General features: G+C 65.8%; 10 protein-coding genes and 1 pseudogene. 7 read left to right on the plus strand and 4 right to left on the minus strand.

What is annotated here, in order from left to right; genetic code table 11:
• Nucleotides 1–26 precede the first annotated feature (26 nt).
• Nucleotides 27–1,280 carry a pyridoxal-phosphate-dependent aminotransferase family protein gene (locus tag ACNJYB_RS26735; RefSeq protein ID WP_439369453.1) on the minus strand — a complete coding sequence of 418 codons (1,254 nt, stop codon included), beginning with the start codon at nt 1,278–1,280 and terminating at the stop codon, nt 27–29.
• Between the two features lie 82 nt (nt 1,281–1,362).
• Here ACNJYB_RS26735 and ACNJYB_RS26740 point away from each other — a divergent pair, with 82 nt between their 5' ends.
• From ACNJYB_RS26740 to ACNJYB_RS26750, 3 genes are all read left to right on the plus strand, one after another.
• Complete coding sequence (locus ACNJYB_RS26740) at nt 1,363–2,112, plus strand: GntR family transcriptional regulator (RefSeq protein WP_439375652.1); 750 nt, start codon at nt 1,363–1,365, stop codon at nt 2,110–2,112.
• Between the two features lie 103 nt (nt 2,113–2,215).
• Nucleotides 2,216–5,188 carry an FAD-binding and (Fe-S)-binding domain-containing protein gene (locus tag ACNJYB_RS26745; RefSeq protein WP_439369454.1) on the plus strand — a complete coding sequence of 991 codons (2,973 nt, stop codon included), beginning with the start codon at nt 2,216–2,218 and terminating at the stop codon, nt 5,186–5,188.
• Complete coding sequence (locus ACNJYB_RS26750; RefSeq protein ID WP_439369455.1) at nt 5,181–5,609, plus strand: GlcG/HbpS family heme-binding protein; 429 nt, start codon at nt 5,181–5,183, stop codon at nt 5,607–5,609. Before ACNJYB_RS26745 ends, ACNJYB_RS26750 begins: the two co-directional genes overlap by 8 nt.
• A 129-nt stretch (nt 5,610–5,738) precedes the next feature.
• Here the strand turns inward: ACNJYB_RS26750 and ACNJYB_RS26755 are convergent, their stop codons facing one another.
• The gene (locus ACNJYB_RS26755) at nt 5,739–6,521 is read right to left on the minus strand and encodes an enoyl-CoA hydratase/isomerase family protein (protein WP_439369456.1); all 783 of its coding nucleotides are present in this window, start codon (nt 6,519–6,521) and stop codon (nt 5,739–5,741) included.
• Nucleotides 6,522–6,650: 129 nt separating this feature from the next.
• Nucleotides 6,651–8,738, minus strand: coding sequence for a molybdopterin oxidoreductase family protein (locus ACNJYB_RS26760; RefSeq protein ID WP_439369457.1), 2,088 nt, complete (start codon nt 8,736–8,738; stop codon nt 6,651–6,653).
• 210 nt (nt 8,739–8,948) lie between these two features.
• Between ACNJYB_RS26760 and ACNJYB_RS26765 the strand changes: the two are divergent.
• The 4 genes and pseudogenes from ACNJYB_RS26765 to ACNJYB_RS26780 all read left to right on the plus strand — a co-directional run bounded on the left by ACNJYB_RS26765 (nt 8,949) and on the right by ACNJYB_RS26780 (nt 13,224).
• Nucleotides 8,949–9,922: pseudogene (locus ACNJYB_RS26765) on the plus strand (Bug family tripartite tricarboxylate transporter substrate binding protein).
• A 13-nt stretch (nt 9,923–9,935) separates the two neighbouring features.
• Complete coding sequence (locus tag ACNJYB_RS26770) at nt 9,936–10,406, plus strand: (2Fe-2S)-binding protein (RefSeq protein ID WP_439369459.1); 471 nt, start codon at nt 9,936–9,938, stop codon at nt 10,404–10,406.
• Nucleotides 10,403–12,529, plus strand: coding sequence for a molybdopterin cofactor-binding domain-containing protein (locus ACNJYB_RS26775; RefSeq protein WP_439369460.1), 2,127 nt, complete (start codon nt 10,403–10,405; stop codon nt 12,527–12,529). Before ACNJYB_RS26770 ends, ACNJYB_RS26775 begins: the two co-directional genes overlap by 4 nt.
• Entirely contained in the window at nt 12,526–13,224 is a 699-nt protein-coding gene (locus tag ACNJYB_RS26780) for a molybdate ABC transporter substrate-binding protein (protein WP_439369461.1), read from the plus strand. The genes ACNJYB_RS26775 and ACNJYB_RS26780 overlap by 4 nt, the downstream gene beginning before the upstream one ends.
• Before the next feature lie 14 nt (nt 13,225–13,238).
• Here ACNJYB_RS26780 and ACNJYB_RS26785 read toward each other — a convergent pair whose 3' ends face one another.
• Nucleotides 13,239–14,045, minus strand: coding sequence for an SDR family NAD(P)-dependent oxidoreductase (locus tag ACNJYB_RS26785; RefSeq protein ID WP_439369462.1), 807 nt, complete (start codon nt 14,043–14,045; stop codon nt 13,239–13,241).
• Nucleotides 14,046–14,059 lie beyond the last annotated feature (14 nt).

Here is a 14,059-nt window from a genome sequence, read left to right on the forward strand (position 1 = left end):
CTCTCCTAAAGACGCCCCGCGCGATTTTAGGTGCCGACCACTTTCAGGTGCGGCGATGTGTTGCCTTGCGGACGCTGCTCCAAGAGCTTCATCGCGACATCGACGCCGCCGGAGCGATGCGGCACGCCCGCGACCGAGAGGCCCATCTCCACGCCAGTGAGCGCGCCGAGCAACGTGAGCGCATTGCATTCGCCGAGATGGCCGATGCGGAAGACTTTTCCGGCGACCTTCGACAGGCCCGAACCGAGCGACATGTTGTAGTTGTCGAGCACGACTTTCCGGAACTGATCGGCATCATGGCCGGGCGGCATCAGCACGGCCGTCAGCACCGGCGAGAACTCCGAAGGCTCCTGGCAGAGCACTTCGAGGCCCCAATGATTGACGGCGGCGCGGGTCGCGGCGGCAAGCCGCTGATGCCTGGCGAAAACGTTGGCGAGCCCCTCATCGAGCAGCATCGCGATCGCCTCGCGCAGGCCGTAGAGCAGATTGGTCGCCGGCGTGTAGGGGAAGAAGCCCTTGGCGTTGGGCTTGAGCATCTCCTCCCAGTCGAAATAGGAGCGCGGCATCTTGTTGCTCTTGGACGCAGCCAGCGCCTTCTCCGAGATCGCGTTGAAGCCGAGGCCGGGCGGCAGCATAAAGCCCTTTTGCGAGCAGCTGACGCTGACGTCGACCTTCCACTCGTCGTGGCGATAGTCGACCGAGCCGAGCGAGGAGATGGTGTCGACCATCAGCAGCGCCGGATGCGAGGCACGGTCTAGCGCGGCCCGGATCTCGGCGATGCGGCTGGTCGCGCCGGTCGAGGTCTCGTTGTGCACGACCATGACGGCCTTGATCGTATGCGCCTTGTCCTCGGTGAGCTTGGCCTCGATCACCGCGGGATCGGCGCCGCGGCGCCAGTCGCCGGGCACGAAGTCGACCTCGATGCCGAAGCGGCCGGCCATCTGCCGCCACAGTGTGGCGAAATGGCCGGTCTCGACCATCAGCACCCTGTCGCCCGGCGACAGCGTGTTGACGATCGCGGCCTCCCAGGCGCCAGTCCCCGACGAGGGGAAGATGATGACCGGCCCCTTGGTCTGGAAAATCTTCTGGCTGCCTTCGAGCACGGTGCGGCCGAGGTCGCCGAACTCCGCGCTGCGATGGTCGATGACAGGCATGTCCATGGCGCGCAGAACGCGCTCGGGGACCGGGCTGGGGCCCGGAATCTGAAGGAAATGGCGTCCCTGGTGCACGAGAATCTCCTTGTCTGCGTATCCTGGCCGGCTGTGCCTGCCATTTTGCATTCATTTTTTGTACTTTCAATCGATATTTGGTATTCAATTGCGGACGTCGACGCGACCAACCGGGCAAACTACTGTGCTGCAAATGAAATCCACGATTCCGGACAACGGGGTTCCGATCACTCTGTCCGCCGGCAATGGCGGCGACAGCCAGGAAAACCGTCACGAGGCCTCGCTCCACGGCGAAATCCTGCTGCGGCTGCGCGACTACGTGGTCGAAGGCAACATCCCCGAGGGCGGCCGCGTTCCTGAGCGGCAACTCTGCGAGATGCTCGGCATCTCCCGCACGCCGCTGCGCGAGGCCCTGAAAGTGCTCGCGGCCGAGGGCCTCATCGAACTATTGCCCAACCGCGGCGCACGCGTCCGCCAGCTCGGCCAGCGCGACCTCGAAGAACTGTTCGACGTGATGGCGGGGCTGGAAAGCCTGGCCGGGCGCCTCGCCTGCGAGGCGATTACGGACGCCGAAATCACCGCGATCGAGCAGCTGCACTACGAGATGTACGGCCACTATCTGCACCGCGACATGCACGGCTATTTCCAGACCAACCAGCGCATCCACGAGAGCATCGTCGCGGCCGCGCGCAACGAGACACTTAAAACCGCCTACGCCAACTTCGCCGGCCGCATTCGCCGCGTCCGCTACTCCGCCAATTTCGCCCGCAAGCGGCAGCGCTGGGCGGAAGCGATGCGCGAGCATGAGGCCATCCTCGATGCGCTGCGCCGCCGCGCCGGTAGCGAACTCAGCGACATCCTGTTCCAGCACCTGCGCAACAAGCGGACGGCGGCGATCGAGCACCTGACCGAGCCGCAAGAGGACGCGCCGCCCCCGGTTTGAGAGCGGCCGGCTTGCTCATTTTGAATTCATAATATAATCGGTCAGGAACAATAATGAATAACTCAGCAAGGCTGAGCCTTACTGGGTCAGTCCGGGATCAGGGATGACAAACGCCTCCTCGCTCGAACGGCGCCTGCGGTCGGAATTGACCGGTGACGTCCTGTTCGACGGCTTTAGCCGCGGTCGCTACGCCACCGACGCCTCGTTCTACCAGATCATGCCGGCGGGCGTGGTGGTGCCGAAGACCATGGACGAGGCCTTGAGGGCGCTGGCGATCGCCCGCGACGAGGGGGTGACGGTCACCCCGCGCGGAGGCGGCACCTCGCAGTGTGGCCAGACCGTCAATGACGGCCTGGTGATCGATCTCTCCAAGCACCTCAACCGCATCCTGTCGCTCGACGTCGAGGGCCGCACCTGCGTGGTAGAGCCCGGCATCGTGCTCGACGAGCTCAACCGACAGCTGAAAAAGCACGGCCTGTGGTTTCCCGTCGACGTCTCCACCGCCTCGCGCGCCACCATCGGCGGGATGGCCGGCAACAATTCCTGCGGCGGCCGCTCGCTTCGCTATGGCACCATGCGCGACAACACGCTGTCGATGGAGGCATCGCTCGCCGACGGCACGCTGAGTCGGTTCGGCGAGGTCTCGCGCGACCTCTCCGAGCTTGAGGCACCCGACAGCACCCGCGCCCTGTTCCGCGACATGCTCGATCTCGGCACGCGCGAGGCTGACGAGATCGCGGCGCGCTTTCCGAAAGTGCAGCGCCGGGTCGGAGGCTACAATCTCGATGCGCTGGTGCCGCGCAACGCGCCCAACAACATGGCGCATCTGCTGGTCGGCTCGGAAGGCACCCTCGCCTTCAGCACCAGGGTCGAGCTCAAGCTCTGGCCCGTGATCCGCAACAAGGCGCTCGGCGTCTGCCATTTCGGCAGCTTCTACGAGGCGATGGACGCGGCCCAGCACCTCGTCAAGCTGAAGCCGATTGCGGTCGAGCTGGTGGACCGAACCATGATCGCGCTCGGCCGTGATATCACGATGTTCCGCCCGATCATCTCCGCGGCGATCAAGGGCGATCCGGACGCCGTGCTGGTGGTCGAGTTCGCCGAAGAAGATCAGGCCGACAATCTGGTGCGTCTCAAGCAGCTCGGCGAGCTGATGGGCGATCTCGGCTTCGGATGGAACAACGAGCCGCGCAAATGGGGCGGCGTGGTCGAGATATCAGAGCCCGCGCTGCAGAGCGGCATCGCCGATTTCCGCGCGGCCGGCCTCAATGTCATGATGTCGATGAAGCAGGAGGGCAAGCCGGTCTCCTTCGTCGAGGACTGCGCCGTGCCGCTGCCGCACCTCGCCGACTACACCGCGCGGCTGAACGAGGTGTTTGCGAAGCACGGCACCAGCGGCACGATGTACGCCCACGCCTCCGAAGGCTGCCTGCATGTGCGCCCGGTGCTGAACCTGAAGCTCGAGAAAGACGTCAAGGCGATGCGCGCCATCGCCGAGGAGGCCTTCGCCTTGGTGCGCGAGTACAAGGGCTCGCATTCCGGCGAGCATGGCGACGGCCTGGTGCGCTCCGAATTCCACGAGACCATGTTCGGCGAGCGCCTGGTCGCCGACTTCAGGGAGGTGAAGCAGCGCTTCGATCCCGAGGGCGTGCTCAATCCCGGCAAGATCGTTGATGCGCCCAGGATGGACGACCGCACGCTGTTCCGCTTCAAGCCCGACTACCGCGTCGGCGATCTCAAGACGAAGCTCGATTGGTCCGCCTACCCCGGCGCCGGCGGCGGTTTCCAGGGCGCGGTCGAGATGTGCAACAACAACGGCGCCTGCCGCAAGCTCGAGGGCGGCGTGATGTGCCCGTCCTATCGCGCGACGCGCAACGAGAAGGACGTCACGCGCGGCCGCGCCAACACCTTGCGCCTGGCGATCTCCGGCCAGCTCGGCCCCGACGCGCTCGCCTCCGACGAGATGATGGAGACGCTCAAACTCTGCGTCTCCTGCAAGGCCTGCCGCCATGAATGCCCGACGGGCGTCGACATGGCCAAGATGAAGATCGAGGTGTTGGCCGCGCGCGCCACCTCCCACGGCCTGACGCTGCGCGATCGCCTGGTCGGCTACCTGCCGCGCTATGCCGGCCTCGCCTCCCGCTTTGCGCCGCTGGCGAACCTGCGCAACCGCAGTCCGCTGCTGCGAAAGCTGTTCGAGCGGTTTGCCGGCATCAGCGCGCGCCGTGCGCTACCGGCCTTCCGCAGCGATGTGTTCGTGCCGCCAGCTGACAGTGTCGGCCCGGAGAGCGGCCGCGAGGTCGTGCTCTTTACAGATACTTTCAATCGCGTCTATGAGCGCGAGAACCTCGACGCTGCGCTGCGCGTGCTCACCGCGGGCGGCTATCGCGTGCACCTGCCAAAGCCTGCGAGTGGCCGCCGGCCGCTGTGCTGCGGCCGAACCTTCCTCTCGGCCGGCCTCGTCGACGAAGCCGAAGCCGAGCTCGACCGGCTGGTCTCCGCCTTCGCGCCGTTCGCGGCGCGCGGCGTGCCGATCGTCGGCCTGGAGCCGAGCTGCCTCATGACGCTGCGCGACGAGCTCGCATCTCTGCGCAAGGACGACGACGCCAAGGCCGTCGGCGCCCATGCGCTGACGTTCGAGGAATTTCTGGTGCGCGAGGCCGAGGCCGGACGGCTGCAGCTGCCGCTCGGCACCGTCGCCGACAAGGCCGTGGTGCACGGCCATTGCCATCAAAAATCCTTCGGCGCCTTCAAGCCGGTCGAGCAGGTGCTGCGTCTCGTCCCCGGCCTCAAGGTCGAAACGATCGAGTCCAGTTGCTGCGGCATGGCCGGCGCCTTCGGCTACGGCGTGGACACTTACGATGCATCGATCGAGATGGCCGAGCTCTCGCTGCTGCCGGCCGTGCGGCGCGCGGCTCCAGATACGCTTGTCGTTGCCGACGGCACCTCCTGCCGGCATCAAATCCACGACGGCGCACAGCGCGAGGCGCTTCACGTCGCGCGCGTGCTGGCGATGAGCCTCGATCGCGCTGAAACCGATTCCACTCCCGTTACAAAGGAAACAAGTCATGGCTGAACTCACCCTCGACACGGCTCGCAAGATCCTCGACGCCGCCTTCGCGAAGGCCGGCGAGCTGAAGCTCAAGCCGCTGGTCGTCACCATCCTCGACGCCCGCGGCGTGCTCAAGCTCGCGGCGGCGCAGGACGGCACCAGCCTGATGCGCGCCGAGATCGCGCACGGCAAGGCCTATGGCGCCCTCGCGATGGGCATGGGCTCGCGCGCGCTGTTTCAGCGCGCGCAGGAGCAGGCCTATTTCATCGATGCAGTGAACACCATCGCCAAGGGCGCCTTGGTGCCGGTCCCCGGCGGCGTGCTGATCATGGACGGCACGACCTTGCTCGGCGCGGTGGGTGTGTCCGGCGATACGTCGGACAATGACGAAGCCTGTGCGGTGGCGGGCATTCAGGCGGCGGGGCTGAAGCCGAACGCGGGGTAGACGGCGCCATCCCCGTCACCCCGAAACGCCGGAGCGAAGTGGAGGCCTCGAAGGGCAATGGCCGAGCTGCATCTCGGCCGTGCATCCTTCGAGGCTCCCGGTGCGATGCTGATTGCGTCGCACCGACCCTCACCTCCCCGTCCAGACCGGCTTGCGCTTCTCGCTGAACGCCTTCAGCCCTTCCTTGGCGTCCTCGGTCATCGCCAGCAGCGCGATCTGGCTTTCGGTGTATGCGATGCTCTCGTCGAACGACATCGCGGCGATGGCGCGCATGGCGTATTTGCCGCGACGGATCGCGGTCGGAGATTTGTCGACGATGCGACCGATCAGCCAGTCGACCTTGGCGTCGAGCTCGGCCGCCGGCACGACGTAGTTGAGCAGGCCCGCCCCTTGTGCGGCCTTCGCATCGAACGGCTCGCCCGTGAGCGCCCATTCGTTGACGAGCCGCGGCGGCGCGATCCTCTGCATCAGGCTCAGAACCTGCATCGGGAATACGCCGACCTTCACCTCGGGCAGGCCGAAGACGACGTGATCGGCCGCAACAGCCATGTCGGTCATGCAGAGCAGGCCCATGCCGCCGGCCATGCAGACGCCGCCGACCCGCGCAATCGCTGGCTTGGTCGCGTTCTGCGACAGGCGCAGAAGATCGGCATAGTCGACATTCGGCTTGGAATGATCCATCGCGAAGGCGGCACCGGAGTTCTGCAGGTCCGCGCCCGCGCAGAATGCCTTGTCGCCCGCGCCCGTCAGCACGATGACACGGACGTCCTTGTCCTCATGCGCGTCGCGATAACCCTTGCTGATGCCGGCGATCACGTCGCCGTTCAGCGCGTTGCGCTTCTCCGGCCGGTTGATCGTGATCCAGAACGCCTGCCCGCGCTTTTCGGTGATGACGGCTGTGGTGTCGGTCATGGCACCCTCGCTTCCTTGCTCCCGCTTGCCGCTATTTGCGGCAGCTCGGGCGAGAGGTGCAAGCGCAAACTGTGGCGCGGCGCCGCTTTAGCGCCTCGACACAAATCGTGCGGCGATCGCCGGGCGCGCTCAGGCGACCGCTCTCCTGATCCAGACCTTGTTGTCGTGGAATGCGGCCCCGCCGATCGGCGCGATGGTGTCCGCGCCGGTCAGCATGTTGATGCCGCGGCCGCCGATATGGTTCTTGTTCGGGTGAACGGACTCCGCAATCAGCACGCCGCGTCTCACGCCCTCGAACAGCGTCGCAGTCAGCGTGGTTTCGCCGCGAGCATTGCCAAGCGTCACCGCGTCGCCATCGGCGATATCGAGCGCGGCGGCATCGAGCGGATGAATCATCACGCTCGCCTTGCCCTCGCGCGCCTGCGAAGACGGCGTCTCGTTGAAGGTGGTGTTGAGAAAGCTGCGCGAGGGGCTGGTGGCGAGCCGGAACGGATGGGCCTGATCGGCGTGCTCGATCACCGCCCAATGGTCCGGCAATCCGGGCATCTTGTCGAAATCGCCCATCGTCACGCCGAACGGCGGGTGCGCCCAATCCGCCCTGAAGTGGAATTTCTTGTCGGCATGGGCAAAGCCGTCGAGAAAATGCGAGGTGCGGAAATCCGGCTGCAGGTCGCGCCACAGATCCGCTTCAAGAGCAGCGATATCGCCGTGGTCGCTGAGCTTCAGCGTCGCATCGATCAATTCGCGCGGCGTCATCTCGAAGCCCTGATGTTTCGCGCCAAGCCGCGGCGCCAGCGCCTGCAGGACCTCATGATTGGAGCGGCATTCGCCGGGCGGATCGATCAGCTTCGGCCCGACCGAGATGTGCTGGTGGCCGCCGCCGTAATAGAGGTCGTCGTGCTCCATGAACATGGTTGCCGGCAGCACGATGTCGGCCATCTGCGCCGTCTCGGTCATGAACTGCTCGTGCACCGCCACGAACAGATCCTCGCGCGCAAAGCCCTGCCGGACCAGCGCCTGCTCCGGCGCCACCGTCATCGGGTTGGTGTTCTGGATCAGCATCGCCTTGACCGGCCCCTTGCCGCGCAGCGCCTCGGCGTCGCCGGTGAGGATGCGGCCGATCTTGGACTGGTCGAGCGCGCGGACGCTGTGATCGATCGCGTCGTGCCCCTCGATGATGGATTCGTTGAAGTGCCACAGCGCGTAATTGTTGAAGAAAGCGCCGCCGCCTTCATATTGCCAGGCGCCGGTCACCGCGGGAATGCAATTCGCCGCGTGCATCTGCACGGCGCCGTTGCGGCTGCGCGTAAAGCCGTAGCCATAACGGAAGAACGTCCGCTTGGTTTCGCCGACGGCCTTGGCAAACGCCTCGATCTCCGCCACCGGCACGCCGCAGATGGACGAAGCCCATTCCGGCGTGCGCGTCTTCAGATGCGCCTCGAGCTCGGCAGGGCAGTCCGTGTATTTGTCCATGTAGGCACGGTCGGCATAGCCGTCGCGGAACAGGACATGCATGACGCCGCAGGCGAACGCGCCGTCGGTGCCCGGACGCAGGAGGATCTTGATATCAGCCTGCTTCATCGTCTCGTTGTCGTAGATATCGACGGCGGCGATTCTGGCGCCGCGCTCTTTGCGGGCCCGCGAGGCGTGCGTCATCACGTTGACCTGGGTGTTGACCGGATTGGTGCCCCAGATCACCACGAGATCGGACAACGCCATCTCGCGGGGATCGACGCCGGCGATCTTGCCGGTGCCGATCGCATAGCCGATGCGCCCCACATTGGCGCAGATGGTCTGATAGAAGCGCGAATACTTTTTCACATGCGTGAGACGGTTGAGCCCGTCGCGCATCACGAGGCCCATCGTGCCGGCGTAGTAATAGGGCCAGATCGATTCCGCGCCGAACTCGCGCTCCGCCCGGTTGAAGCGCTCCGCGATCTCGTCCAGCGCCTCGTCCCACGAGATCCGCGCAAACTGGCCCGAGCCCTTCGGCCCGATCCGGCGCATCGGGAATGTCACCCGCTCAGGGTGATGGATGCGCTCGGCGTAGCGGGCGACCTTGGCGCAGACGACGCCGGCCGTATAGGTCTGTTTCTTCGAGCCGCGGACGCGGCCGATGCTGCGGCCCTCGACCACCTCGACATCGAGGGCACAGGCCGAGGGGCAATCATGCGGACAGGTGGAATGGCGGATTTCGATCTTGGCGTGGTGGTTCATGTTCCAGTTCGTAACACCAAAATACCAGCCAGCCGAGTGCATTTTGCCGGCAATGCCCATGCGATTTGCTCAAACGGCGCGCGCCAGCGGTTCCTGCCGCGACCGCGAAAACCGTGTGTTCCCGGCCGGATCGGCGTTGTGAGGCGTCGACAGTCCGCCTTCCCGGCCGTTAGAGTGCCGGCCAACAAGAACGACATCAGGGAGGTGGGCATGACAGCCCGAAGCTTCATGCTTGCGCTGGCCGCCGGCCTGCTCGGCGCATTCGCCGCATCCTCCTCATTGGCACAGGACTATCCCACGCACGCGGTGCGGATCGTCGTCCCGTTCGGGCCGGCGGGCCGGCAGATGTAGCGGCCCGGCTGATCGGCAACATCTTCCAGGAGAGCTTTGGCCAGCCGTTCGTGATCGAGAACCGCACCGGCGCCGGCGGCGTCATCGGCACGGTCGAAGCGGCAAAGTCGCCGCCCGACGGCTACACCCTGCTGATGATGTCCAACACCCAGACCGCGAATGAATCGCTGCTGACACCGGACAAGCGCAAATACGAGCTGATGCGCGACCTCGCGCCGATCGCGCCGGTGAACTATTCCGATCTCGTGATCGTCGTGAATCCGCAAGTCCCGGTGAAGACGCTTGCCGAGTTCATCGCGCTCGCAAAGGCGCAGCCCGGAAACCTGAACTATGCCTCCTCCGGCCAGGGTACGCCGTACCACATGGCAGGCGAGCTGTTCAAAGCGATAACGGGCATCGACATCGTCCACGTTCCCTACCGCAACAGCGGCGAAGCGCGCAGCGGCGTGATCGGCGGACAGGTGCAGATGATGATCGACGCGGTGCCGGCAATGACGCCGAACATTTCCGAAAACCAGGTTCGCCCGCTCGCAACCACAGGCAAGCAGCGCTCCGCGGTGCTGCCGAACGTGCCGACCACGATCGAAGCCGGCGTTCCCGGCTATGAAGCCACCATCTGGCTTGGCCTGATGGCGCCGGCCGGCACGCCCAAGCCCGTCATCGACAAGCTCAATGCCGCCGTGAACGCAATGGTGAAGAGGCCGGACATCATAAAAATCTGGACCGAGCAGGGCGCCCTGCCCATGTCAATGACACCGCAGGAATTCGAAAAATTCCTGCGTGGCGACATCGAGAAATGGGCCGATGTCGTCAAGAAGTTCGACAAGTCCTGAGGCCGTCCCGCTCATGCCCGCCCTTCAATTCCGACTCAACGGCGCTGCGATCGCCGTGGATTCTGATCCCGACCAGATGCTGCTCGACGTACTGCACAGCCGGCTCGGCATCACCGGAGCGCATTTCGGCTGCGGCGCCGGAGAGTGCGGCGCCTGCCATGTCATGGTCGATGACCGCGCAATGACCTCATGCGACATGCCGATGTGGGCGGTCGCGGACAAGGACGTCGTAACGCTGGAGGGCCTCGGCACGGCAGGGCAGCCGCATCCGCTGCAACGCGCCTTTATCGCCGAACAGGCGATGCAATGCGGCTATTGCGTTTCGGGCATCCTGATCAGCGCAGCGGCACTGCTGAAGCGCAATGCATCGCCGACCGAGGCCGACGTGAGAGAGGCACTCGATCGCAATCTGTGCCGCTGCGGATCGCATAACCGCATGGTGCGTGCGGTGTTGCGCGCGGCGTCGGAGATGGCGGCGTCATGAGCTCCCCTGCCCCGAAGCTGCCGGTCAGCCTAGTGGCCAATCCAAGGCTGTCGTCCTGGGTGAAATTCACCGCGGACGGACGCGTGGCGATCTCGCCGGGCAAGGTCGAGATCGGCCAGGGCATCGTCACGGCGCTGGCGCAGATCGCAGCGGACGAGCTCGACGTCGAGATATCAAGGATCGAGATGATCCGTGCCTCGACGGCAGCCAGCCCGAACGAAGGCGTCACTTCAGGCAGCCTTTCGATCCAGCAATCCGGCCGCGCGCTCCGCCACGTCTGTGCCGAGGTGCGGCAGCGTTTCGTGTTTGCGGCCTCCGAGCGTCTCGGCGTCGGCGCAGCGTTGCTCGCTGTCGATGACGGCACCATCTCGGGTCCTGGCAATGTCAGGACCAGTTATTGGGAGCTGGCGGGCGATGTTTCGCTCGACCACGACGCTACCCCAGGCGCGACAGCGAAGCTCGCCACGAGGCGCGCCGTCGCCGGATATTCCGTCCAGCGTGCGGACATTCCCGACAAGGTGTTCGCTCAGCCGCGCTTCATTCATGACCGGGCGTTGCCTGGTTTGCTGCACGGACGCGTGCTGCGGCCGGACATCTCGGGCGCAAGGCTAATCGCGCTGGACGACACAGCCGCACGTGCGGTCCCGGGCCTCCTCGCGATCGCCCGCGATGGCGGCTTTGCCGGCGTGGTCGCTGACCATGAGGCAGCGGCGGACTCTGCGCTGAAAGCCTTGCGCAAGGGCGCGGCATGGTCGGCCGGCGAGCCGTTGCCCGATGAAGATGATCTCGCGAGCTTCCTGAAGAGCCAACCGGTCGAGACCACCGTGATCGACACCCGGCGGCCGTCGTCGCCGCGCGCGCCTGCCCAAACCCTCCGCAGGCAATACACCCGCCCCTACATTGCCCATGCCTCGATCGCGCCGTCCTGCGCCATGGCCCGCTGGGACGGCGATCGTGTCCACGTCTGGACGCACAGCCAGGGCGTCTATCTGCTCCGCGCCGATCTCGCCATCGTGCTCAAGCTGCCGGCCGAGAACATCGTCGTTGAGCACATGGAGGGCGCCGGCTGCTACGGACACAACGCGGCCGACGACGTCGCGCTCGATGCCGTGCTGCTGGCAAAAGCCGCCGGCGGCCGACCCGTCCGGGTGCAGTGGTCGCGCCACGACGAGATGTCGCATGCGCCGTTTGGTGCGGCGATGGCCATCGAGATCGAGGCCGATCTCGACGCGAACCATGAAATCGTCGGCTGGCGCCATGCGATCTGGAGCAACGGCCACGCCGCGCGGCCGGGGCGTGCGGCGCATCCCGCGTTGCTTGCGGCAACCGAGCTCGCGAACCCCCACCTGCGCACGATCTCGACCAATCCGCCCGTCGCCAATGGCGGCGGTGGCGATCGCAACTCTGTTCCCCTCTATGACCTCCCGGCCTGGACGATCACGAGCCACCGGCTGCTGACGATGCCGGTGCGCACCTCGGCGCTGCGGACGCTGGGCGGACAAGGCAATGTGTTCGCCATCGAGTCCCTGCTCGATGAGATCGCCGCTTTGCGCGGCGAGGACCCGGTCGCATTCCGCCTGCGCCATCTCCGCGACGAGCGGGCGCGCGACGTCATCCGCGCTGCAGCCCGACGCGCGCAATGGAAATCTGAGAAGCAGGCCGGCATCGGCCACGGCGTCGGCTTTGCGCGCTACAAGAACACGGGCGCCTATTGCGCCGCGATTGCAGAGATCGAAGGCGCCGACGACATCCGCGTAAAATGGCTGACGCTCGCGGTCGATGTCGGCGAGGCCATCAATCCGGACGGCGTCATCAACCAGATCGAAGGCGGCGCGATCCAGGCGACGAGCTGGGTACTGAAGGAGCGCGTTCGTTTCGACCGTACACGCATCACCTCGACTTCGTGGACGGATTATCCGATCCTGACCTTCCGCGAAGCGCCGGCGGTGGATGTCGAGATCATCCAGCGGCCGGAGATCGAGCCGGTCGGCGCCGGCGAAGCCGCGCACGGACCGGTGACGGCGGCGATCGCGAATGCCGTGTTTGATTGTCTCGGCGTGCGCGTGCGTGACCTGCCGATCACGCGCGACAGGATCATTGCAGCCATGGAGCCCGCATCGTGACGACAGTGAACATCTTGAGCGGCGGCGCGGCGCAAGGCCTGGTGCGCGACCTCACTGATGCCTTCAAGGCGCAGACCGGCTGTAGCATTGACGGCGAATTCGGCGCCGTTGGTATCATGGCCGACAAGCTGCGCGCAGGTACGCCGGCCGATCTCGTGATCCTGACGCAGGCCCTGCTTGCGAAGCTTGCCGAGGAGAAGCTCGTTACCCCCACCTCAATCGCGGATGTCGGCCGGGTGGAGACCGCGCTGGCGGTCCGCAGCCGCGATCCCAGGCCGATGGTGAAGACCGAAGCCGATTTGCGCGACGTGCTGCGTTCCGCCGACGCCATCTACGTCCCGGACACGAAGGCGTCGACCGCGGGACAGCACGTCGTAAAGGTGCTGGATCAGCTCGGCATCGCCTACGAGGTGGCCTCGCGCCTCAGGATTTTTGCCAACGGTGCGACGGCTATGCGGGAGCTTGCAGCTTCAACTGCGAAACGGCCGATCGGATGCACCCAGGCGACTGAGATCATCGCCACCGACGGCATCGCGCTGTCGGGGGCGCTGCCGCCGGGCTACGAGCTCGTGACGATGTACACGGCCGGCGTGACCGCGCGGGCCGCACACCCGAAAGAAGCAGCCGCGCTGGTCGCGTTGCTGACCGGCGCCGGTCACAAGGAACTGCGCCAGCGCCTAGGCTTTGCCGGCTAGACGCGGCTGACCCGCTATTTGTGCAACTGGGTGAGACCGGTGGGAGGACCGTCGACGGCGGTCCAGCCGCCGTCGACGAACAGCGTGCTGCCGCTGACATAGCTTGCGGCGTCCGAGGCCAGATAGGCAACGGCGGTGGCGACCTCGTCGGCACTGCTCCAGCGGTTGAACACGGTGTGGCCGGCGTAGAGATTGTAGATGTCGGGACGCTGCTTGAACGGGCCGGTCAGCGCGGTCTCGGCGATGCTCGGCGCGATCGCGTTGACACGAACACCGGCATGGCCGACCTCGGAGGCAAAGCCCTTCACCAACAGCCCGATCGCCGCCTTGGTGGAGCCGTAGACGCCAAGGCCAGGCTCGATGGTCACCGCGCGCACCGAGGAGCAGGCAATGATGCTGCCGCCCTTCTGCGCGACCATGATGCGACCGAAGGCCTGGAAGAACCAGACCGTGCCCTTGACGTTGAGGTTGAGGACGCGGTCGAGATCCTCCTCTGTGTAGTCGAGAATGGTCTTTCGGATATTCAGTCCGGGCGTGGTCACGGCGATGTCGAGCCGCGGAAATTTCTGCATCACGGTTTTGGCGAGCGCATTGACGTCCGCAGCGCTCGCAGCGTCACAGCTGGCTGCTTCCGCCCAGCCGCCCTTGTCGCGAATGCCGCCGGCAGTCGCGTCCGCCGCGTCAAGAGCGCGATCGGCGCAGACGACGCGGGCGCCGAGCCCCGCCAATGCCTCGGCCGACGATTTGCCGATTCCTGAGGCGGCGCCGAGCACCACGGCCGTCTTGCCGGTGAGATCGAAGAGCTTGCGATAGTCGGTCACGGACGGATTCTCCC

The sequence above is a fragment of the Bradyrhizobium sp. SMVTL-02 genome (genome assembly GCF_051853005.1).
Taxonomy (GTDB): Bacteria; Pseudomonadota; Alphaproteobacteria; order Rhizobiales; family Xanthobacteraceae; genus Bradyrhizobium.

Excerpts from the sequence above, each read along its gene's own strand:
- ACNJYB_RS26740 (WP_439375652.1), top strand. The coding sequence starts at position 1,363 with ATGAAATCCACGATTCCGGACAACGGGGTTCCGATCACTCTGTCCGCC.
- ACNJYB_RS26755 (WP_439369456.1), bottom strand. The coding sequence starts at position 6,521 with ATGACCGACACCACAGCCGTCATCACCGAAAAGCGCGGGCAGGCGTTC.
- ACNJYB_RS26775 (WP_439369460.1), top strand. The coding sequence starts at position 10,403 with ATGAGCTCCCCTGCCCCGAAGCTGCCGGTCAGCCTAGTGGCCAATCCA.
- ACNJYB_RS26750 (WP_439369455.1), top strand. The coding sequence starts at position 5,181 with ATGGCTGAACTCACCCTCGACACGGCTCGCAAGATCCTCGACGCCGCC.
- ACNJYB_RS26760 (WP_439369457.1), bottom strand. The coding sequence starts at position 8,738 with ATGAACCACCACGCCAAGATCGAAATCCGCCATTCCACCTGTCCGCAT.
- ACNJYB_RS26770 (WP_439369459.1), top strand. The coding sequence starts at position 9,936 with ATGCCCGCCCTTCAATTCCGACTCAACGGCGCTGCGATCGCCGTGGAT.
- ACNJYB_RS26745 (WP_439369454.1), top strand. The coding sequence starts at position 2,216 with ATGACAAACGCCTCCTCGCTCGAACGGCGCCTGCGGTCGGAATTGACC.
- ACNJYB_RS26735 (WP_439369453.1), bottom strand. The coding sequence starts at position 1,280 with ATGCAAAATGGCAGGCACAGCCGGCCAGGATACGCAGACAAGGAGATT.